Origin of the sequence: Halomonas sp. LC1, assembly GCF_030247125.1 — a bacterium.
Taxonomy (GTDB): Bacteria; Pseudomonadota; Gammaproteobacteria; order Pseudomonadales; family Halomonadaceae; genus Vreelandella.
This window is the reverse complement of the sequence record NZ_JASSPG010000004.1, coordinates 212,699-235,187: the sequence shown is the minus strand read 5'-3', so window position 1 is coordinate 235,187 and position 22,489 is coordinate 212,699. Positions and strand designations below refer to the sequence as shown.

Here is a 22,489-nt window from a genome sequence, read left to right as displayed (position 1 = left end):
TATTGTGCGCGGCGGGAGTCGCGGTGCGCGTGGCGAATCTAGCAAGGAGACGCAAATGGAAGCCATCGTAGCGGCATTTTTTGATCAGATACCGGATGCCAGCATTGCTAGCGAACGCGTGGCCTTTGGCACCTCGGGCCACCGTGGCCGCGCTACCGAGCGCACGTTCAACGAAGCGCACATTATTGCCATCACCCAGGCGGTAGTGGATTACCGCCAAGAAGAAGATTACCAAGGCCCGCTGTTTCTAGGCTTGGATACCCATGCGCTTTCACGCCCCGCCTGGGAGTGCGCGCTGCGAGTGCTGGCAGCTAATAAAGTGCCGGTGATGATCGAAAAGGGCCATGGCTATACGGCCACGCCTTTGATCAGCCACGCGATTTTGCAGCATAACGCGCAGCAGCGCCACGCAATGCCCGCCGCGAAAGCCGATGGCTTGATTATTACGCCATCCCATAACCCGCCAGAAGATGGCGGTATTAAGTACAACCTCCACCACGGCGGCCCAGCAGATACCGAAGCGACCCAATGGATCGAGCTGCGCGCCAATGCGTACCTGCTTCGTCAGCTCAGCGATATCACGCTGGTGCCGCTGGAAGAAGCGCTCGCCCACGCCCAGGAGTATGACTACACCGCGCATTATGTGGCGCAGTTGGGTCACGTGGTGGACATGGCTGCGATTCAAAAAGCCAACTTAACGCTGGGCGTAGATCCCATGGGCGGCACGGCGCTGCCCGTGTGGCAGGCGATTGGTGAGCATTTCGGCCTAAAACTGGAAGTCGTGAATACCGCCATTGATGTCAGCTTCCGCTTTATGCAACCCGATCACGACGGCAAGATCCGCATGGATTGCTCCAGCGCAGATGCCATGGCGAACCTGCTAAAAATCAAAGACCGTTTCGATATCGCCTTTGGCAACGACCCAGACGCCGATCGCCACGGCATTGTAGATGCCAACGGGTTGATGAACCCGAACCACTTCTTGGCGGTGTGTGTGGATTACCTGATCAGCCATCGCCCGCAGTGGAGCGATTCGCTGAAAATCGGTAAAACGCTGGTCTCTTCTTCGATGATCGACCGCGTAGTGGCCTCGCACAACCGTGAGCTGTTTGAAGTGCCGGTCGGTTTCAAATGGTTCGTGGATGGCCTGCACGAAGGCTGGCTCGCCTTCGGCGGCGAGGAGAGCGCTGGCGCGAGCTTACTCACCCAAGCAGGCGAGGCGTGGTCCACCGATAAAGACGGTATCGCGCTGTGCCTGCTAGCCGCTGAGATTATGGCCGTGACCGGCAAAACGCCCAGTGAGTATTACCAAACCCTCACCGAACGCTTTGGCGAACCGTTCTATAAACGGGTCGATACCGCCTGCAGCGCAGAAGAGAAAGCCGCGTTCAAAAACCTCACCGCTGATAGCATCACCGACACCACGTTGGCAGGCGACCCCATCACCGCCGTATTGGTCAAAGCGCCGGGGAACCAAGCCGCCATTGGTGGTTTAAAAGTCACCACCGAAAACGGCTGGTTCGCCGCCCGCCCCAGCGGCACGGAATCGCTCTACAAAGTGTACGCCGAAAGCTTCAAAGGCCCTCAGCATTTGGATGAGTTGATCGAAAGCGCCACCGCGCTTTTATCAGGCGTATTGAAAGGGTAAGTAATTCACGTAGCGCGACGTAAGCGGAGCGCACCCGCGAAGCACTCCGGTAGGAGTGCCGATCTTGTCACTGAGTTGTGATCATTCACGGCGGCTTTATCCAGGCGGCTACTCGCCGCCTGCGCGGGTGCCTCATTTGCTCGTTGCTCTCGCTTATTCGTTACGCCGCGCTGCGGGGTGCCAAAATGGAGCACTATGTGTCCCGCGGCTCCTCAATATGCAAGGCAGACCCCCGTAGCGCGGCGTAAGCGGAGCGCACCCGCGAAGCACTCCGCCAGGAGTGCCGGTGGTGGTACCCAGGCTCGCGCCGGTAGTTGCGTTCCTGCTATATTGTTCGGCATATCTATTGCATGCCGTTTAGCGTGGTTCGATGGTGGATACTTCACGCTGGAAAGCATGTTTCGTAAAAGGACGTAATGATGACTCAAGTACGCAAAGCGATTATTCCGGTGGCGGGTTTTGGCACCCGCCTGCTGCCGATCAGCAAGGCGATTCCTAAAGAGATGGTGCCGGTGGTGGATCGCCCGTTGATTCAACACGTAGTGGAAGAAGCGCTGGCCGCGGGCATCAACGAAATCATTTTGGTCACACGTGCGGGAAAGTCGGCAATTGAAGACCACTTCGATGCCCATTTCGAACTCGAACACTCCCTGGCCAGCAAGGGTAAAAATGCGCTGTTGGAAACGCTCTCAGCCATTTCTCCTAAAAAGTTGAAAGTGACCAGCGTTCGTCAGCCCAATGCGAAAGGGCTAGGCCACGCCATTTACTGTGCTTCTCACCTGTTAGACAAAGACGAGCCGTTCGCGGTGATCCTGCCGGACGTGCTGGTAAAGCCGCAGGTAGGCAGCAGCGCGTGTGATTTGGGCAGCATGGTCGAGCGCTGGGAAGCCTCCGATGCGTCGCAAATCATGGTAGAAGCGGTGCCGGAAGAAGACGTTTACCGTTACGGCATTGTGGATTGCGACGAGCCCGCCGCAGGCGAGAGCGCCACCATGCGTGGCGTAGTGGAAAAGCCCAAACCGGAAGAAGCGCCTTCACGCCTTTCGGTGATTGGCCGTTATGTACTGCCGTACCGCATCATGGAGCTGCTACGCGACCAGCCGCCGGGCGCGGGCAACGAAATTCAGCTAACCGATGCCATCGATCGCTTGATGCAGGAAGGGCAAACCGTGCAGGCGTTTCGCATGCATGGCCGCACCTTCGATTGCGGGCACATCGAAGGTTGGCTGCAAGCCAACACCACGCTCGCCCGTGAAGCGGGCTACGACGTATAACTGCCGGTTAAATGTTGCGTATTCAATGTTGAGTGTTTGAAAACCGTCCTATGTGGGCGGTTTTTTTATTTTCTGGAGGGGCTATGCGGGAATTACTGGAACAGGTCTTGTCCATCGCCAAGCAGGCCGATCGTGCCATTATGGCCGTGTATGGCCGTGAGTTTGACGTCACGGTAAAAGCGGACAACAGCCCGCTGACAGAAGCTGATCAGGCAGCTCATAAAGTAATACTGCATGGACTGCAGGCACTGCCACTCAATTACCCGATCCTATCCGAAGAGGACGTAGAAGGCTTTTCAGGTGTGGGTCAAAATGGCCGTTATTGGCTGGTGGACCCGTTGGACGGCACCAAAGAGTTCATCAAGCGTAATGATGAATTCACGGTAAATATTGCCCTGATTGAACACGGTGTACCCATTCTCGGTGTCGTCACAGCGCCTGCGTTGGGAACGGCTTATATCGCCGCAGAAGACGTTGGCGCTTTCAGCATCAACGCAGAAGGCCAACGCCATGCGATTCAAGTGGCGGGTAAACCCTCACCAGGAGCGGTATGGCGTGTACTGGGTAGCCGATCCCATTCAAACCCTGCTTTATCAGCCTGGCTGGATAAGCTGGGTGCCTACGATATCCGGCCCTTGGGTAGCTCACTAAAAAGCTGCCTGATTGCCGAAGGCAAAGCCGACGTGTACCCGCGTTTAGGCCCCACCAGCCTCTGGGACACCGCAGCCGCCCATGCGGTAGTGCGATACGCCGGAGGCCGAGTGGAAACATTAGAGGGGCAGCCGCTCAGCTACGCAAACCCCTCCGAAACCTTAAACCCGTCCTTTGTTGTGTGGGGGCACTCCTAGCGGAGCGCACCCGCGAAGCACTCCGCTAGGAGTGCCGATGGTGACACTGTGACATGATGATTCACGGTGGCTTGATCAGGCGGCTACTCGCCGCCTTCGCGGGTGCCTCATTCGCTCGTTGCTCTCGCTCATTCGTTACGCCGCGCTACGGGTATGTGCAGTTGCACCGTTTTGATAGGTTTTACGGCACTTGAGGCAGGCACCCGCGAAGCACTCCGTTAGGAGTGCCGGTTTTGGCACCCATGTGTGATCACTCTTGGCGGCTTCATCCAGGCGGCTGCCCGCCGCCTTCGCGGGTGCCTCATTTGCTCGTCCCTCGCAAGATTCGTTACGCCGCGCTACGGGTATGTGCAGTTGCCCCGTTTTGATAGGTTTTACGGCACTTGAGGTGAGAACCCGTAGCGCGGTGTAAGCGGAGCGCACCCGCGAAGCACTCCGCTAGGAGTGCCGAAGGTGGCACGGTGGTGTGATGATTCACGGTGGCTTGATCAGGCGGCTGCCCGCCGCCCTCGCGGGTGCCTCATTCGCTCGTTGCTCTCGCTCATTCGTTACGCCGCGCTACGTGGCATTACGGCGCTCGAGAGGGGCACCATTATCGCGCATGCGATAGCCAGGAGGGCGGAGGATTACTCCCAGTTCATGTCGGCCACTTCGGGTATGTCTTGCGTGCCCCAGTCTGGCGCGTACCATCCTTTTTTAACGCATTGGTGAAAGCTGGACCATTGCCATTCGCGGGGGGACTGCACCCAGCCGTGCTTTACCGGGTTGTAGTGGATGTAATCCATGTGGCGCTGCCAGTCGTTTTCGTCGCGAATCACGTGTTCCCAAAAACCGCGCTGCCAGGCATGTTGGCTGCCGGGGGGAAACAAAAATTCTTGAGACGCATATTTTTTGACGTCTCTCCATCGGGAAGAGTAATCCGCATCTCCTTCGGGGAGTGTCCAAATACAGTGCAGGTGGTCGGGAAGGAGAACAAAGGCATCCATTTGAAACGGTTGTTCGTCACGCACTCGACGAAATGCTCGGCCAAGTGCATCTATATTTAAACGTTCCGATAACAGCGGTTGACGACCATAAGTCACCACGGTGAAAAAGTAGGTGCCGCCTGGGATATGGGCGCGTCGGTAGGTCGCCATGGCTGCTTCCTTGCAGTGATTGATGCCAATAGCCTACCGTCGATGAGAAGACGATGCATCTTTAAAGCCACGCTGCCAATGCTGAGTAGCCATGCTGGCGTAGGGTAAGGGACAATATGGCATGACATTCCCTCATATGATGGGAGCCTTATTGATCCAAGGAGCAGACGTGTGAGCATTGAGCAGTTTGGCGTTTATGTGTTGACCATGAGAGACGAGACAAGGATTGCCTCTATCGAGCGCCAAATGTCTCAGTTGGGGATGTCGTTTCAGTACATCGATGCCACGGTCCTGGAGAAAAGCGAGCATGCCGATCTGCCCATCGATAGCGATGCGATTCAAGGGCGATACGGCCGGATGCTCACGAAAGGCGAGGTGAGCTGCTTTGTAAGCCATCGAAGAATCTGGCAGCAAGTGGTGGATGCCGGGAAGCCTTGCGTCATTTTTGAGGACGATGCGCTTATCGAACGAGAACTCCCAGTATTTTTAGATCGTTTGTCAGACGCGAAAGCCCCGTTCGATGTGGTGTTGTTAGGCCACTCTAAAAAAGATCACCGCCGGAAAACGCTGTATCACTTTCTTGAACCCTTAAAGCGTTGGAGTCCAATAGGGGCCTTTAAGCTCGGGCGCGGCTTCAAAACGTGGCCCTCTGGTGCGGTGGGGTACGTTGTGACACCTGCTGGGGCAACTAGATTGTTAGAGGCTTCTACCACGATCCGCTGTGTGTTGGATGACTGGCCGCATTTTGAAAGTAAGGGCGTTAAGGTTAAAGAAGTAAGACCGTTATTGGTGTGGGAGGATTTCATCAATATCGAAAGTTCGTTAGAGGGAGACCGCCAAACACCTTCGCGTCGTAAGATCTTTTTCATGGCGCGCGTATTGCGAGGATGCTTCCGCCACCTTCAATCTAGGAAGGACGATTGATGATGCCCTTTCGTCGTTCATTAGAAAGACTGCTGCCCTTTATGACGGCGGCAACGCCCGGTGGTTTTCGTATTTTTGTACTGGGTGTGGCTGGTTTCTTTTTAGTCCCTGACAGTGTGGTGTTTTTTTCCACTCAGTACACCTTGGCAGCCTTTTTTGTCATGGTGTCGGGGGTGGGGTTTTCCACTATTTTGATGAAGCGTATGGCAGAGGATGAGCGCTTGGCGATACTGCTGCGGTACGTGGCATCGTGTGTGGTGGTAGGCGGGGGAGTGTCGGCCTTTGCGTTACTGATGGCGTCTCTGGCCGTTCCTGTCCCGCATTGGCTAGACGTATTTACACTGATCCTTATGACGTCGGTATATCAGGTTTTTCGTAATTATTTAGTCTTTAAGCGCCAATTTTGGGGGCTGTTTTTTTACGATGGCGTCATTGGGTGCCTGTTTATCGCCATGATGCTGCTGATGTTCTTTATTGAAGGGCCGCTCCATGCAGATCAGTTGTTGAACGTATTATCGATCTCATACGCGTTGGCCTTCGTCATGTTTGTGGGTGTATTGGTTTTCAAAGAGGGCAACACGCGTGTCTCTGGTGACACGCTGTTCATCGCGCCCAGCGATTTAGTGTCGAGTTTGGTGGTTGGTTTTTCCAACGCGGCGAGTAGTGGCGTCGGTTTCATTTTGCCCTCGCTGTTTATCGCGCTCGGTGGAAACGATGTCGCCATTGTGGCATCGCTGTGTGCGGCGGTCTTCAGTGCCATGTCGGCTTTACCGAGAGGGTTGATCAACAATCGTGCCGCTGCGCTTTCTAGAATGGTCATGGCGCGTGATTATGCGCGTTTGGTCGTGGTGCCGCTTCGTCAAAAAATCCATGCCTTGGTCGCCGCTTTGGTGCCTGCGCTGTCGCTGACGATCATCGCGTATTTTTATCTTTTTGGCGCAGTCAACGATATTGGCTTGGTGCTATTTTTCGTTGCAGCGTTTGCATTTAACGTGGCGACCGGGCAGCTCGGTGTGATCGAGTCAGTACTGATTAATTTTTGCGGCTATGAGCGCTTATCACTGGCATTCAATATGGTGGTTTTTTTACTGGTGTTGCTCGTGTTCGGCATCGTGCGATTAATGCCGCAAGCCCAGGAGTGGGTGTTCATTATTTATGCAGTGCCTGTGGTACTCGGCGTGATCAACATCTTACGGCTGTTTTGGTATCGAAAGATGGTGCTGCGCTATTTTGCATCCACCCGCTAGCGGTGCCGAAGGTGGCGCTGGGAGTTGATGATTCACGGCGGCTTGGTCAGGCGGCTAGCACTGCCCCCGCGGGTGCCTACGCCGCGCTAAAATGCTGCCCACTCACCACTCACCACTCACCACTCACCACTCACCACTCACCACTCACCACTCACCACTCACCACTCACCACTCACCACTCACCGTTTCTCCAAACTCTCTACGGAAAGCTCAACGTGTTGCGGCCGTTGGAGGACGTTCAGCAACACGATGGCGCGCTCTTCACCCTTACAGCGGGTGAAGATGGCTTCTAGGTCTTTGAAGGGGCCGTCGGTGATGGTGACTTTTTCTCCGGCAGCGAAGTAGCTGTGGCTACCTTCTTGGCGGTGGGGTTGGGCGCGTAAGGTCTCTACGAGTGCGTCGGGCACGGCGATGGGGGTGTTGCCAAAGGTGAGTAGGCGCAGTACGCCCCGGGTAGAGCGAATGGGACGCCAGTTGCTGACGACCTGGTCTAATCGAATAAACAGGTAATAGGGAAACAGCGGCTCGGTGACGGTGGTGAGCTTCCCTTGGCGTTTGCGTTTTACATCCAACACTGGATGAAACACCTCGTAACCTTGGTTCGAAAGATGCTCCGCCGCGCGAAAGGATTCGCTGCCTTTGCACTGAATAACGTACCAGTGGGCAGTGCTGGTCTCTGTTACTTCTACTGCCATGTCACTACCTTCTTAATTGCCCAATAGCATATAAAAGCGTTGCAAGAGCGTTCACCCGTCTCGAATACTGCACCACTCACCACTCACCACTCACCACTCACCACTCACCACTCACCACTCACCACTCACCACTCACCACTCACCACTCACCACTCACCACTCACCACTCACCACTCACCACTCACCACTCACCACTCACATCCCTTTCGCCATCAACTTTTCAAGCACGTCCAACGTCTCGTCGATGTGTGCTTGGGTATGTTCGCAGGAGAGGAAGAAGCGCAGGCGGGCGCTTTTTTCCGGTACGGCGGGGTACAGGATGGGCTGAACATTGATGTCTTGCTCCAGCAGCGCGTTGGAGAGGTGCGCGGCCAGGGGCGAGCTGCCGACGATGATGGGCACCACGGCGGAGCCGATGCTGTGGCCGGTATCCATGCCACGGGCTTGGGCTTGCTCTAGGAAGTAGCGGGAGATTTCCTGCAGTTTGGCGACGCGCTCGGGTTCCTGGGGCATGAGCTCCAGCACTTTGAGCGAGGGGGCGGCTACTTGCGCGGGCATGCCGACGCTGTACAGAAAGCCCGGTGCGAAGTAACGCAGCGTTTCCACCAGCGCCGTGTTGCCAGCAATGTAGCCGCCGCAGCCGGAAAGCGTTTTGCTCATAGTGCCCATCCAGATATCGACATCGCTGGGGTCAATGTCAAAGTGTTCCCGCAGGCCCAAGCCGGTTTTTCCCATCACGCCGAAAGAGTGGGCTTCATCGACCATTAGCCAGGCTTGATGGCGCTGTTTGAGGGCGATAAAGCGCGGCAGATCGGGGATGTCGCCGTCCATGCTGTAGAGCCCCTCGATCACGACCAGCACACGCTCGAACTGGTGGCGGTGCTGGGTGAGCAGTGCTTCCAGGGCATCCGGGTCGTTGTGGCTAAACGACATGCGCTTGGCACCAGAGAGCTGTGCGCCCACTAACGAGCTGTTGTGAATATACTCGTCGTGCAGGATGAGATCTTTTGGGCCGAGCAGGTAGCCAAGGGTAGACACATTGGTTGCGTGGCCGCTGACGAACGCTACGGCGTCTTCAACGGCGTAGGCCTTGGCAATGGCACGCTCTAGCTCACCATGAATAGGGCGCTCCCCTGAGACCACACGGCTGGCCGAGACGGAGGTGCCATAGTGGGCGGCTGCATCACTGGCGGCTTGAACGACACGCGGATCTCCGGAGTAGCCCAAGTAGTTGTAGCTGGCGAAGTTGATGCAGGTGCGGCCATCCATCACGCTTGTCGCCCCGGCAAGGCCGTCGTGTACCTTGAAGAAGGGCACTTTCAGGCCAAGCTGTTTAGCGCCTTCGCGCAGCAGCATGAGCTGTTGATAGCCCGGGTGGGCATCAAAGCGTGTAAAGCGCTCAGGAACAGAGCGGGCTGCCCCCGCGCTTTGGGCGCTGGAGGCAGAGGGACTGGCGGCTCTGGCGGTTGGACGCTTGCGCGCTTGCTCCAGAAGTTGGCGTTTTAACTCAGAACGCTTGGCGGTCATGGTGTCTCGGTCGCAGGGGATGATGCTGGCTCACTGTTAAGGCCATCCGCACCGTGGCGGGCGGCCAGAGAGGCTAACGCATCTTGTGGCGACTCTTCAACATCCTCATCGTGCTGGTGCAGTTTTTGAATCAGCACGCCCGCGAGCTTATCAAGCGTCGACGCTTCGCTGAGCACCATCACCGGTACCTGAACGCCTAGACGGTTCTCGATCGCGGTCATCAGCTCGACCCCCATGAGCGAGTCGAAGCCCATGTCATAAACCGAGCGGTTCACGTCGATCTTCTCTTCGTCGATCAGCAGAATGCTGGCAAGCTCGGCGCGCAGTAGTTCGGTAATCGTGCTGTGCAGCTCTTCTGGCGAGAGATCCGCCAGCAGCGCGCTGATATCGTCATCGCTATCCAGGTTGCCGTCGTCGTCGCTGGCGCGGGCAATCTCATCGAAGCGTGGTGCGCTGGAGGTGGGCAGGAAGCGCGCAAGGGCTCCCCACTCCAGTTCCAGTACGCCCAGGCTTGGCCCGGGCGTCAGCAGCATTTGCTCGAGCACATTGAGCGCATCGTCGGAGCGCAGCGCCGAGCCGCCCAGGCGCTCTTGCAGTGCGTCACGGGTGCGAGTGTTACGCGCCAAGAAGCCAACGTCGTCAATCGCGCCCCAGCGTACGCAGGTAGCTGGTAGGCCTTGCGAACGGCGGCGAGCCGCAAATGCTTCGAGCCAATGGTTAGCGGCCACATAGTTGGCTTGGCCTGGGTTACCAAACAGCGTGGTCGCCGATGAATAGAGTACGAAGAAGTCGAGGGCTTCGTTGGCTGTCAGCGCTTCCAGGTGTTTGGCGCCGTCGATCTTCGGTGAGAGCACTTTTTGAATGCGCTCGGCATCCAGGTTGCGAATCAGACCGTCGTCGATCACCGTGGCGGCATGCACGATGCCACGCAGCGGGCTTAGCTCGCTTTTCGCACGTTCCAACACCTTGGCCAGCGCATCGCGGTCGGTGATGTCGCAAGCCGCTGCCAGCACTTTCACGCCTTGGGCTTCGAAGGCTGCCACGGCCGCTTGGGCTTCACCGCTGGCCGGACCGCTGCGGCTGAGTAGAATCAGCTCCCGCGCGCCTTTATCTACCAGCCATTGCGCAGTTTTCAGGCCAAACCCGCCCAGGCCGCCGGTCACCAAGTAGCTGGCATCGCTGGGTAATGCCATGCGGGCGGTGCCTAGCTGCTCCTGGCGTGGCGGGGCAATGGGCTGTTCGTAAGTCACCACCACCTTGCCGATCTGGCGCGCCTGCTGCATGTAGCGGAAGGCATCAATGACTTGGCTGTGGCTAAAGGCGGTAAACGGCAGCGGACTGAGCGTGCCGTCGTTAAACAGCGCCATCATTTCGCCGAACAGACGCTGGGTGAGGGCGGGCTGCACCTTCATGAGCTGGTCGGAATCAATACCGAAGTAGCTCAGATTGTTGCGGAACGGGCGCAGGCCGATATGGGTGTTTTCATAGAAGTCGCGCTTGCCTAGCTCCAGGAAGCGACCAAACGGGCGCAGGGCGCGCAGGTTCTGGTTGATGGCTTCACCGGCCAGGGAGTTAAGGACGATATCAACGCCTTCACCCTGGGTATCTTCGAGGATCTCTTCCGCGAAGGTGAGCGAGCGTGAGTCGTAAAGGCGCTCTTCGCCCATCAGGCGTAGGAAGTCACGCTTCTCTTCCGACCCCACTGTGGCGTAAATCTCAGCCCCCATCCACTGGGCGATTTGCAGCGCGGCAATACCTACACCGCCCGCAGCGCCGTGAATCAGCACTTTTTCGCCGGGTTCTAGGCGCGCCAGATGCTTCAGCGCGTAGTACACGGTAAAGAACGTGGTCGGAATGGTGGCCGCAGCGGCGTAGCTGACGCCGTCGGGCAGCGGAGCCACGGCGTGCTGGCTAGCCACCAAGCGGTCGCTGAAACTGGCGGGGCCAAAGCCCACGACGCCTTGGCCGGGTGTCAGGTGGTGCACGTTACTGCCAACGGCAACGACTTCGCCGGAGAACTCAAGCCCTAGAGTAGGGCCAGCAAAGCCGTTTTCGATGGCTTCATCTGAGAGCAGGCCCAGGGTGTACATTACATCGCGGAAGTTGAGGCCGGTTGCTTTGACGCGCACTTCGACGTCATCCGCGCCTAACTCCGGTAGCTGGCGCGGCCGCCACTGTAGCTGGCGCAGTTGGCCGGGCAGGGTAAAGCCCAGCGTCATGGCTTGGCGTGGCGCTTCGCTGTCAGCGGTTTGCGGGTGCGGCGCAGGCAGCGTGCGTAGACGCGTGGCGAAGCGGGTGCCTTCCTGGGTAATCACCAGCTCGTTTTCGCTATCCGGTTCAGCGATAGAGGCTGCCGCGATGGCTAACGCGGCGGCGCTGGGGGTATCAGGCAGGTCAATGAGGGTGACGCTGTGGCCCACGGCTTCGTTGGCCAGAGAGCGGCCAAAGCCCCATAGCGCGGCGTCATCGGCACGTTGATAGCCTTGAGTGGCTAGCCATAGCGTCACGGCACTGCCTTGCGCTTCCAGGCCGCTGGCTTCTAGCGCCAATGACCACTGCTGTGCGCCAAAGCAGCGTTGGGTTTGGGCTGTCGTGGCCGTGCTACCCAGTTCACGCAGGTCAAGCACGTTCAATGCCGCAGGTGTTTCGGGCAGGTCGGCAAGCGCTTCGTTGAGTAGCGTTTGCGGCGCTGCATCGCTGATGCGAAGCCATACGCTGTGGCCTGCATGACTATTCAGCTGTTCGGCCAACGCTGCCGCGAGCGCTTCTTGCTGAGTGGCGGCCACCAGCAGCGTTTGGGTGCTGGATGCCTGAGCGTTGGCATCGTTGTGCTCTGTTTGTTGCGCGTGCAGCAGGTAAGCGCCGCTCTCTTCTAACTCGATAGGCGCGGAGACGCTCAGTCCCTGGCTGCTCAACCACTCGATGAGTGTGCTTTGTTCCAGCGCGGCTTGATCAATGCCCGGCGTTGCCAGCAGATCGTCCAGCCAGCGGCTTGGATGAAGACCAATCACCATGATCTGCGCGCCTGGGGCCAGTTGAGCGGGCAGGGCGTCAATCAGCTGGCGTGTGCGCTCAGGCTGGGTGACATCCGCACTTACAAAGGCAAGCTGCGCTTTTTGCGCGGCTGCCAATGCCGGTAGCGCTTCGTCTAACGGCTGAATATCCATTAGCGGGTAGCGCTCTTGCAGCTGTTCCGCTTGGTGGCGCGCCGTGTCGCTGGTGGTGAGCGCGCGGTAGCGATAGCGGTCGCTCACCCCTGGCTCGCCGTGGGCAAGCTGCTCTAACAGGCGCTGGCCTAGAGCGGGCGCACAGGGGCCTGCTTCCAGCAGATTGAGGCGCTGTCCATCCGGCAAAGTAGCCAGCGAGGCGTCCATCAGCGCGCCTAGCTCGCGCGCCAGTACTTGCCAGCCATTTTCACCGATCAGTACCCGGTTGATGCCAGCCAAGTGCTCGGAAGTAATGCCCAGGCTTTCCAGCGTATCGCTGCCGTTGAGCAGCGGTTCACGGTGCAGGCCCAAACGGCCCACAGCGTGAATGGGCGCGAAGTAGTCGGGGTAATCTTGTACCAGTAGCTGCCAAATGGTTTCTGGTGCCAATGACGCTTCGTCATCTTGAACGGGGCTGGTGCCCTGTTGGGTAAAGGCTTCGCTTAGGCTATCCAGCAGCGGCGCGACTTCTTGCGCATAGCGCTGGCCGGTGCTGGCGGTATATGCATCGCTTAACCCCATCAAGCGCGTTAAGGCGTCCGCAGGCAGCGGCAGCGCGGCGGCTTGCAACGGGGCAGGAGTAAGCTCCACATCTAGATAGCTGAAATGCTGGTGATGCGCACGGTTCAGACGAATGGCCTTGAAGCGTGTCTGGCTTAGCACGGCGACGGCGCGGCCTTGGGCATCAAATAACTCAAAATCGGCCGTGAAGGAGTGCGGGGCACGTTTGCCCATCACCGCACGGGCCAGCACTGGCGCGCCTGCCTCGGCATTGACCTGAATGCGACCCACGCGCACCGGTACAAAGGCGAGCTGGGCGGCAAATTCACTGTGCTGTGCCAGCAGCGGAATAAACATCTGGAAGGCGCTATCCAGAATGCCGGGATGCACATGCAGCGTATCTAACTGTTCAGCCACCGCCTCGGAGAGTTTGATTTCACCAATGACGCTATCGCCCTCAATCCAGCCGCGTTGAATGGCTTGGAACGCAGGGCCATAGTGCAGGCCGATACGTTCGGCCATGTGCAGGTGCTCATCCAGGGTGTAGTCGGCGTCTCGCTGAGGCAGCGCTGGCGCTTGGCGATTGAGCAGGAAGCCACGGCTTTCGCGCATGCGGCGCGCCACGGCATTGAGCTGCCACTCGCTTCCCGTGGCGGGCTCGCGGGAGAGAATCTCCAGGCAACCATCATCGGGGTCTAGGGTAAGGCGCATGGTGCGGCCGTTAGGGCCGTCCAGCAGCAGCGGGGCGCGAATTTCCAGCTCTTCGATATCCAGAACTGGCGTCTCTTTCTGCTGCAGCGCGGCGGCAAGCGCGAGTTCTACAAACCCGGCGCCGGGGAAGACCGCGCCTTCACCTACCACGTGGTCGGCAAGCCAGGGCTGCCGCTTGGTGTCTAGCTGGCTTTCCCAGGTGTGCTCTTGCTGCGCTAATGGGTAACCCAGCAATGGGTGCTGGTAATAGCGTGATAGCAGGCCTTGGCCGTCGTTGGTGCCTTGAACCCATAGGTGAGTGCGCTGCCATGAGTAGCGGGGCAGCAGGACGCGCTGGCCCTCTACCGGGAAGAAGCGCTGGCTGTTGACGCTTAATCCGCTGAGTAGCAGCTGGCTGAGCGTGCGGTTCAAGCCGTCTAACCCAGGCTTGTGGCGCTCAATGGTGCCGAACACTAGGCCGCTGCGCTCTTGCTGGCGCAGCGATTCGTTGAGGTAGCGGCGCAAGATCGGGTGCGCGCCGACTTCGACGAAGACGTTGTAGCCTTGCTCAATCAATGCGGTGGCGGCGCTATCGAACAGCACCGGCTCGCGAATATTGAGCCACCAGTAGTGGGCATCCAGTTTCGTCCCTTCACTGAGCGCGCCTGTCACCGTAGAGAAATAGGGGATCTGGGTGGCTTGGGGCTTGATATCCGCGAGAGCATCAACCACGCCTGCCTGGATGCTATCCATGGCGGGGCTATGGAAGGCGTAATCCAGCGGCAGCCGCTTGGCAAAGGTGCCATCGGCGCTCAGCGCTGCCTCTAGCTCGCTGAGCTGGTCTCGGTCGCCTGCCAGGGTAATGCCTTTGGGGCTATTAATGCCTGCTAGGCTTACGCGGTCAAATGCTGGTTTAGCAAGCCACGGGGCGATCTCTTCAGCGCTCATCGCCACTGCGGTCATCTCACCCAAGCCACGGGTTTTGCCTTGGAAATCGCTGCGGTAATAGATGACTTTGACCGCATCTTCCAGGCTGAGCGCGCCGGAGGCCCAAGCGGCGGCAACTTCGCCCACGCTGTGACCAAACACGGCAGCAGGGGTAATGCCTTGGGCTTTTAGCCACTCGGTGAGCGCCACTTGCAGGGCAAATAGCGCAGGCTGGGCGATTTCGGTGCGTACAAAGCGGCTCTCTTCACCTTTTAGCTGGTTACGGCCTGCTAATTCGTCACGCAGTGAAAAGCTGCCGTAGCGCTGGAACAGGGCATCGACGCGGTCAATGGCAGCAGTGAAGTCGGCGTCGGTATCCAGTAGGTCGTGGCCCATGGTTTCCCACTGGCAGCCGTTACCGTCATAAACGAACACCGGGCCCCTGGCGTTGGCGAGGCACTCCAGCGTCATGACCTGGCTGGCTTCGCCTTCAGCAAACTGGCGCAGTGCCGTGGCTGCTTCTTCTGCACTGCTGGCGAAGCAGAGTGCGCCGTGGCTGTGCTGCTCACGGTGATGGAACAGCGTATGGGCGATATCGTAAAACCCTTGGCCAGCTTCCTGAAGGTGCTTAGACAGGGCAAGGGCGTTTTCCGTTAGCGCTGCTTCGCTACGGGCGCTTAAACGAATGGGCAGCGGGGCATCCGGTGTTTGGCGAGGCGCTGCGGTTTTTTCCGGTGCGCTTTCCAAAATCACGTGGGCGTTAGCACCACCAAAGCCAAACGAGTTAATGCCAATCACCAAGCGGCCTTCGGGTTTTAGCGGCTGGGCTTTAGTGACCACGCTTAAATTCCACTCATCGAATTTGATGCGTGGGTTCAGCTTACGAATGCCGATGGTCGCGGGGACTTCACGGTGCTGTAGGCTGTACAGTGCTTTCGCAAGCCCGGCGACGCCTGAGGCGGTTTCCAGGTGGCCTACGTTACTCTTCACCGAGCCGATCAGCAGCGGCGTTTGACGATGTTTGCCAATCGCTTCGCCAATGGCGCGGGTTTCAATCGGGTCGCCAACGGCGGTGCCTGTGCCGTGTGCTTCTAAATAGTCGATCTCATCGGGGGAGATACCGGCTTGTTCATAGGCACGGCGCATAAGATCGGTTTGGGCGCTGGGGTTCGGTACCGTCAGACCCGATTTATGACCATCGGTATTCACCGCTGAGCCTGCGACCACGGCCAGAATGTTATCGCCATCGGCGACGGCTAGGTCGTAGTCCTTGAGCAGGAATAGGCCAGCCCCTTCAGAGCGCACGTAGCCGTTGCCCGCTTCATCGAACACTTGGCAGCGGCCGGTGGGCGAGAGCATGCTGGCTTTAGAGAAAATGATAAAGCCGTAGGGATGCAAGTGCAGGCTGATACCGCCCGCCAGTGCCATGGTCGTTTCACCGCTGCGAATGGATTGGCAAGCCTGGTGAAACGCCACCATGGAGGACGAGCACGCGGTGTCCAGCGACATGCTGGGGCCATGCAAGTCAAACACATAAGAGAGGCGGTTGGAGGCGATGCTCGAGGTGTTGCCCGTGGCGGTCGAAGCATCAATAGCCGACATGTCATCGGCTAAACGGTAAGAGTAGTCAAGACTGGCGACGCCCAGGAAAACGCCGCACTGGCTGCCACGCAGAGTGCTGGGCACAATGCCGGCGCTTTCCATGGTTTCCCAGGCGAGTTCCAGCAGCATGCGCTGCTGCGGATCCATATTGGCCGCTTCGCGTGGGGAAATACCGAAAAACTCTGCGTCGAACCCGCTGATATCGCCCAGGCTGCCCGCAGCAAAGGTAACGCTGGTGCCTGGATGGCGTTTATCAGGGTGCCAAAAGGCATCATGGCTCCAGCGATCTGGGGCCACTTGGGTGACGAGGTCTTTTTCGGCTTGCAGGTCTTGCCAGAACGTTTCAGGGGTGGTGCCGGGGAAACGATGGGCGGCGCCGATGATGGCCACACGTTTAGTCATTCTTGCTCCTGAGGTTCTGGTTCTGCCTTGATCACATCGTTACTTATATCGCGTCCAAACACTTGTTTAAATAGCCGGACGCCAAGTTCGTTGGCTGCTATTCCCTGCGGCGATTGCTCGGCAGGCATTTGGTCAGGCGGTGTTGGTTGCGTTGACCATATCATGTATGGGGTGCTGCCCGTAGGGGGCATGAAGTACCCATACGCATCGGGCAGTATAGGGACGTGGTCGCCATACCAGCCCAGTATTCCAGGCCTCGTGCTCTCGTTTAGCGCTGTTTTAACGCTTGCCAGCATTTGATCAGCTTCACCTAAATGGTGCAAGTAAACGGCGAGCTCCCGCAGATGGCCTGGAAGCGGCCACGCGGCGTTCGGCAGCGTATCGGCCAAACGTGCCTGTTGGGGCGCTTCCAGATGCAGCGGGCCGTGGTTTTCCATGGTGATCACAAAAATAAATAGCGGCCTATTATCGTCATCTTTCAGCAGGCGTCCAACCTTTCGTGCCACCGCTCGGTCGCCTATGTACTGCCCGTGCTTATCGCTGCTGCTAAACGCGCTGATATCGATAAAGGTATCAAAGCCTAGCTGCGGAATGACCTTATCGCGCATGTAAAAGGTAGCGGGGTAAGGGTGCACGCAAATAGTGCGGTAACCCTGCGCGCGAAAAGCGCTCGCCACGCTGGGCAGCGGGTGGCGGCTTAGCGTGCGGTAGGGGTTGAATTGCCGTGGGCCCCAATCGTTGGGTGTCAGGCCTGTGAGCACCGCGCACTCGGTGCGTACGGTATTGGCGCCCCAAGCAGGTACGCTCAACTCACCCTTTTCGACGGCCTCGGTAAAGGTGATATCGAAGTGTTGTAGTAGCGAAGGGGCGACCTCTGGGCACCAGGGGCGCGGATCGAAAAATGATTCGCTCTGAACCAAAACCACATTGGGTAGCGTGGCGCTGTCCTGGGGGGCGGCCGCCGCCTGCTGGCTGGCAGCGGTGTAGGGCGATGTCGAGGGATCAGGTGGTGACGAACGCATTAACGCGACACCGTAGGCCCAAAGGCTAGCATGTAGCCCAACACGGTGAAGGTCATCCACGGGTTGGAGGGAAACGGCTGCCAGTGAGCGTAACCCAATCCCCAGCAGCAGTGCGCCCAGCCCAATGAGTAATACGGTGCTTTGCAAAAAGAGCCCAGCGCCCCATTGGCTAATCAGCGATGATTCCAAATAGAGGAAGCTGCCAATGGCGATAGCCCCCGCGCTGCTGGCAGCGATGGCGAGGCCAATGCCAAAAAAGGGGACATAAAGTCGTGGGTGCAGAATGGCGTCCCAAAAGTACTCAAAGTCGTGGCAAATAAACGGTTCGTTGAGCGTTTTGGACTTGGTATTGCTCGATTGAATCACTACCAGTTGTAGTGAAAGCACAAAGACCACGGCAAACCAAGGGCGCTGAAGTAGCAGCGTGAATATCCCAAACAGCAGTAACCAGCTGCCTAAGTGGATGGTGTTCGCGGCGATGGAGCGCTTCCAGAGGGGAGTAGGCCTTGGAGATAGCAGCGCTTCAAACGCTAAGCTGCCCAATAGCCCCACCAATAATGGCAGGCTAAGCGACACTAATAGGCTGGAGAGCATCTTACTGGCCCCCTACATGATCAAAACCCAGCCGTTTGATGAGCCACTGCGACACGCCCGCTGGCAAGACGGCCAGCCACCAAGTGCCAAAATTCAACGGAAAGGGAAAGCTAACCCGTGCACGGTTGGCACCGATACCGCGAGCAATCACTTTTGCAGCGCGCTCTGGCGGCCACTCCCAGGGTTTAGGGCCGGGCATGGCATTGCACATGGGGGAGGTAACGTAGCCGGGCATGATCACCGTCACCCCGATACCGCAGGGGGCGAGCAAGCCCCGCAAGGCTTCGCCATACGCCTTAATGCCTGCTTTGCTGGCGCTGTACGTGGGCGTGCTGGGTAGCCCATGCCAACCAGCCAGTGAGCTAATAAAGACCAGCTGTCCACTACCTCGTTCGCGCATAGCAGGCACCAAGTGGTGCGCCATGGCAATGGGGGTGGTGAGGTTGATATCCAGCAGGGCTTGAACGTCTGTCCAGGGCTCGAGCTCACCCAACTGCTCGGGATGTGTGTTCTTGCCCGCGTTAGCGATGACGATATCCGGCAGCTGCTCGGCGCTGAGCGTCGTCAGCCACTGTGCAAGTTCATTCTCATCGGTGAGGTTGATGGAGGAGAGCGTCACTTGCGCACCTTTCTCTTGGCAGGCGCTGGCCACCTGTTCCAGTGCCGCGGTGTTACGGCCATGGAGAATGAGATGCGTCTGTGGGGAGGCATACTCCTTGGCGAGCGCTCCGCCGATGGCCCCCGTCGCGCCGGTGATTAGCACGCAGCGTGAACGTTTTGTCTGTTCCAAAGTTGTGGGATCGGTTGTGGCGTCAACACTCACAGCAGCTTCTCCAGCGGTGATGGGCAGGCTTCCAGGATGTGGGCGGCATTATTGACGGCGAGATCAATACTCGGCTGGCAGTAAAAACCGCCGTTGACCTGAACCGCGTGCATGACGGTGTTCCGAAAATAGCCAAATAGCGCTGCGATGGGTGGCGGTGGCTGATGCCAAAACGTTTCGAGCGAGCCTTCGTAAGTGAGGCCTGCCAAGTTGTAGATCGGATCGCTTAGCGCAAAGGTAGGGCACGATGCTTCCAGCGATACGATACCCACGGTGCTGTTGACGGTCACCGTACCGACCGCATGTTTAATGAGTGCATTGAGATCGCCTGACTCCAAATACACGATGCGCCCATTTAGGCCATAAACGTCTGAGAGCCGATCGATGATTTGCGGATAATTCACCAGCCCCATATCTAACGGATGATTCTTGATACATAACATGGCATCGCTGGGTGCATGTTCGGCAAACGATCCCATCACGTGCTCCATGACCTCTTCCATATTGGCGTAGGGGGAGTGATCACGAATTTGCGCATCGGTATTGAGCTGAAGGGGCAGCATGAAATAGGGCTTGCCACTTTCGATCAGCGTTTTGATACGCACTGCATCGCGTTTTTTCCACTGTTTGAGCAGCGTAAAACGCCTGATATAGCCGGCATACTCCACCGGCGCAGTAATGGGAGCATGATTGCGATACTGCGGCGCCACCAGCGGGTTGGCGAGCCCGGCTAGGTGGTAAGCGACATCATGCAGCGCGCGAATTTTGAAGGATGACCGAAAGCGCACGGGAGGAGGCAGTTCGGGGAGTGCCTTACCCGTTTCGAAAAACCATTGGGGATCGCGAGGCAATAGCGAGTGTCCATTGACGCCTTCGCGCTCCAGCGTTATCCAAAAAGGGCGAAAATAGCCCTCCTCGAACACGTGGGTACGAATGCCAGCAGCAGGCGCTTGATCGACTGCAGGACGATGAATGGGGCGACGGTCGCCAAAAACGATTTGATCGGTAATGCCATAACGTTGCCACAGAGACGTCATGTAAGCAGGCAGTTCGCTCAAGGGGCCGCGAAAGAGATGGTGATGACTATGGGTGCGCTGCCAGTACGCAATGTCTCCCGCGTTGAAGTGAACTTTCACGACGCGGTGGCCGTCGTCGGTCAGGCGACGAGCCAAGCGCTGATAAAAGGGCGAGCAAACGCCTTGTAGGAATAAGAATGCGCGCTTTTGCTTCAACTCAATGGCTTCCAATCAATAAGTTACGATAGCAGCGATAAAGGCGCTGCTTCCATGTAAGGTGAGGTTTTTGTGCACTCGATTGTTGTAACTTTGCCCGCTCCAATAGGCTGACGACGGTCTCGGCATTACAGAGCTGGCCAGAGGCGGGGTCGACGTAACTTGGATACAGCAATAGCGTGCCAGCAACCAAGGCATCCAAGGTGAGTGTACGGTTACGCCTTGGGCAGTGCATGGCATCATGCGTCAATCCCCAGCCCGCATAAAACGGCAAACCGTAGGTAGTGACTCGACGATGTCGAAGCAGCGCCTCGAAGCCGGTCAGAGAACTCATGGTATGCACGGCGTCTACGCGCTCTAACAGCGCGGTGATATCGATGTGACTGGCGTCCAAATCATACAGACGTTTAGCGTCGGTATCGAGTTTGCCAACGCGCGCGCCGCTCATCACATCCGGATGCGCTTTGTAGATGATGAAAGCGTTGGGCTCGGCTTCTCGAACGACTTTGAGTAGCGCGCTATTGGTGCTGATGTCTGGTGAGCCGGTGGCGATAGAGGCATCGCTCTCTACTTGGCCGGGTACCAGAATGATCGTTTGGTTGTCGGGAAAGACGACGTCAGACGCTCCTGGCACATTGTATTTCGAGAGCTTCAAAGCAACGAGGCGTTGGCGCAACTCCGCCGCTCTGGCGAGTAAATCATCGCTGAAGGCGCTCTCGTTAAGCAGCGTTTCGAGTTCGCTTGGCTGGCTGGGATCGTAATAAATGCCGGAGCGATCCACGACGAGTGAGAGCGGTTGAGTGAGATCGACACCCAGCCCAACCGAACGGATAAAGCCGTCTTCCATGCGCCATATGTGCGGAAGGAGTTCGCGGTGCCGTGTTTTAAAGGCGTCGTCGATACGGCTTGACCACACCAACAACCGTTGAGAGTCGACGGCGTGTTGGGGAAGTGCCTTTTGATAGCGAACGTGAGCTGCTGGCCCTAGAAAATCGCCGATGAAGCGGCGTTTCCATGAAGAGAAACCGCAGGCCAGCCAGGTGCCTCTAAGTCGCTCTTGCTGGCGTTTTTGGTCAGCAATAAGGTGAATCGTCTCTTCCAGCGTGGATGGCTGGCGCGTATAGGGGTTAACGTAGCGGCAGTAGCGTAAATAGGCGGCTGCAAAGACTTCAGCGAGCGTGCGAGAGCGCTGGCGACGGGGGCAGTGCAGTCGATCCTGGGTGAGGCCCCAACCCGCATAAAACGGTAAACCAAAGCAGTGGACACGCTTGCCCGCCATCAATGCTTCGAAGCCAAGCTGGCTGGTGACCACGTAGACATCGTCTACTTGATCGAAGAGAGCCCACGGGTTGATGTCTTCGCTGAGCACTTGGCAGCGAGGGTGGTGAAGGGCACTCGTGAGATGGCCACGTTTTTTCCCCGCGATCACGTCGGGATGGATTTTGACCAGTATCTTCCCATGGGGGTGGCGGGCCAGCGCTTGGTCCAGCATGTCTGAAAAGCTGGCGGCGCTGGCGTTGCCATACTCGATGGAGGCGTCACCAGCCGTTTGGTCTACGACGAGGACGGTCGCGTCGTTAACGGCCAAAGGGCGATCTGGAGCGTGGTTGTATTTCGATAAGCGGTAGCGCCTTAATAGCGCCATGCAGTGCTCGGCCCGTAATAATTCTTCGGTAGAGAACTCGTTGGCGGAAAGCCACTGCTCTAAATCACTGGGCCGGGAGGCATCATAATAAATGCCGCTGTAATCCACGATCATACTGTGAGGTTGATAACCCGCAACGCCGAGCCCCAATGAGCGCAAAAAGCCATCTTCTAGCGCCACATAAGGAAGGTGGTGTCGCTGAGCGTAGCGTCTGGCCCGGCGGCTGGTAGGCTTGAGTCCCCAGCCAATGACGGCACTCGGTGGAGGGCTGAACGGACGAATCCGGGTAGCGTCGTCAAACTCTCTCAAAAATTCGGCGAGCGCAGTGATGCTACCAATGCCTTTAGAGATAAAACCCGCCGTACGTTTTGCCATGAAGTGTGCCGAAGTGTTGTGTCGGGTGGTTTGCTGGATAGGCGGCGAACATACGTGAAATAAGCGTGGTTATCAATTCGCACGCTCTTGGCTTATCGTTCGGAAGCTTGCGTTACGTGATGAAACAGTTTAGAAAAAAATTATCTAAGTTGACTTATATCAACGCGCACT

At 57.7% G+C, this 22,489-nt stretch carries 13 protein-coding genes; 5 read left to right on the top strand and 8 right to left on the bottom strand.

The genetic code is table 11. The annotated features are described in order from the left end of the window. The first annotated feature begins 4 nt into the window (after positions 1 to 4). The 3 genes from pgm to cysQ all read left to right on the top strand — a co-directional run bounded on the left by pgm (position 5) and on the right by cysQ (position 3,770). Complete coding sequence (pgm, locus tag QIT27_RS08570; protein ID WP_285263482.1) at positions 5 to 1,648, top strand: phosphoglucomutase (alpha-D-glucose-1,6-bisphosphate-dependent); 1,644 nt, start codon at positions 5 to 7, stop codon at positions 1,646 to 1,648. 419 nt (positions 1,649 to 2,067) lie between these two features. Beyond that, positions 2,068 to 2,922, top strand: coding sequence for a UTP--glucose-1-phosphate uridylyltransferase (locus QIT27_RS08565; protein WP_285263554.1), 855 nt, complete (start codon positions 2,068 to 2,070; stop codon positions 2,920 to 2,922). 83 nt (positions 2,923 to 3,005) lie between these two features. After that, positions 3,006 to 3,770 (top strand): 3'(2'),5'-bisphosphate nucleotidase CysQ, encoded by a 765-nt coding sequence (gene cysQ, locus QIT27_RS08560; RefSeq protein ID WP_285263481.1) that lies wholly within the window; start codon positions 3,006 to 3,008, stop codon positions 3,768 to 3,770. A 626-nt stretch (positions 3,771 to 4,396) separates the two neighbouring features. Here the strand turns inward: cysQ and QIT27_RS08555 are convergent. Next, complete coding sequence (locus QIT27_RS08555) at positions 4,397 to 4,906, bottom strand: REP-associated tyrosine transposase (RefSeq protein ID WP_285263480.1); 510 nt, start codon at positions 4,904 to 4,906, stop codon at positions 4,397 to 4,399. 171 nt (positions 4,907 to 5,077) lie between these two features. On the opposite strand from QIT27_RS08555, the gene QIT27_RS08550 reads away from it, so the two are divergent. Beyond that, positions 5,078 to 5,830: a glycosyltransferase family 25 protein gene (locus QIT27_RS08550; RefSeq protein WP_285263479.1), complete on the top strand. Its 753-nt coding sequence runs from the start codon at positions 5,078 to 5,080 to the stop codon at positions 5,828 to 5,830. Continuing rightward, positions 5,830 to 7,077 carry a hypothetical protein gene (locus QIT27_RS08545; RefSeq protein WP_285263478.1) on the top strand — a complete coding sequence of 416 codons (1,248 nt, stop codon included), beginning with the start codon at positions 5,830 to 5,832 and terminating at the stop codon, positions 7,075 to 7,077. The genes QIT27_RS08550 and QIT27_RS08545 overlap by 1 nt, the downstream gene beginning before the upstream one ends. 179 nt (positions 7,078 to 7,256) lie before the next feature. On the opposite strand, the gene rfaH is transcribed toward QIT27_RS08545, so the two are convergent. The 7 genes from rfaH to QIT27_RS08510 form a co-directional block, all read right to left on the bottom strand. Next, positions 7,257 to 7,772, bottom strand: a complete 516-nt coding sequence (gene rfaH, locus QIT27_RS08540) for a transcription/translation regulatory transformer protein RfaH (RefSeq protein WP_285263477.1) — start codon at positions 7,770 to 7,772, stop codon at positions 7,257 to 7,259. A 195-nt stretch (positions 7,773 to 7,967) separates the two neighbouring features. Beyond that, positions 7,968 to 9,299, bottom strand: coding sequence for an aminotransferase class I/II-fold pyridoxal phosphate-dependent enzyme (locus QIT27_RS08535; protein ID WP_285263476.1), 1,332 nt, complete (start codon positions 9,297 to 9,299; stop codon positions 7,968 to 7,970). Further along, complete coding sequence (locus QIT27_RS08530; RefSeq protein WP_285263475.1) at positions 9,296 to 16,627, bottom strand: type I polyketide synthase; 7,332 nt, start codon at positions 16,625 to 16,627, stop codon at positions 9,296 to 9,298. Before QIT27_RS08530 ends, QIT27_RS08535 begins: the two co-directional genes overlap by 4 nt. Further along, positions 16,624 to 18,243 (bottom strand): LTA synthase family protein, encoded by a 1,620-nt coding sequence (locus tag QIT27_RS08525; protein WP_285263474.1) that lies wholly within the window; start codon positions 18,241 to 18,243, stop codon positions 16,624 to 16,626. Before QIT27_RS08525 ends, QIT27_RS08530 begins: the two co-directional genes overlap by 4 nt. A gap of 1 nt (position 18,244) precedes the next feature. Beyond that, entirely contained in the window at positions 18,245 to 19,033 is a 789-nt protein-coding gene (locus tag QIT27_RS08520; protein ID WP_285263473.1) for an SDR family NAD(P)-dependent oxidoreductase, read from the bottom strand. A gap of 29 nt (positions 19,034 to 19,062) precedes the next feature. Beyond that, complete coding sequence (locus QIT27_RS08515; RefSeq protein WP_285263472.1) at positions 19,063 to 20,298, bottom strand: capsule polysaccharide biogenesis protein; 1,236 nt, start codon at positions 20,296 to 20,298, stop codon at positions 19,063 to 19,065. 1 nt (position 20,299) lies between these two features. Next, positions 20,300 to 22,318: a capsule polysaccharide biogenesis protein gene (locus tag QIT27_RS08510; RefSeq protein ID WP_285263471.1), complete on the bottom strand. Its 2,019-nt coding sequence runs from the start codon at positions 22,316 to 22,318 to the stop codon at positions 20,300 to 20,302. Between the last annotated feature and the right edge of the window lie 171 nt (positions 22,319 to 22,489).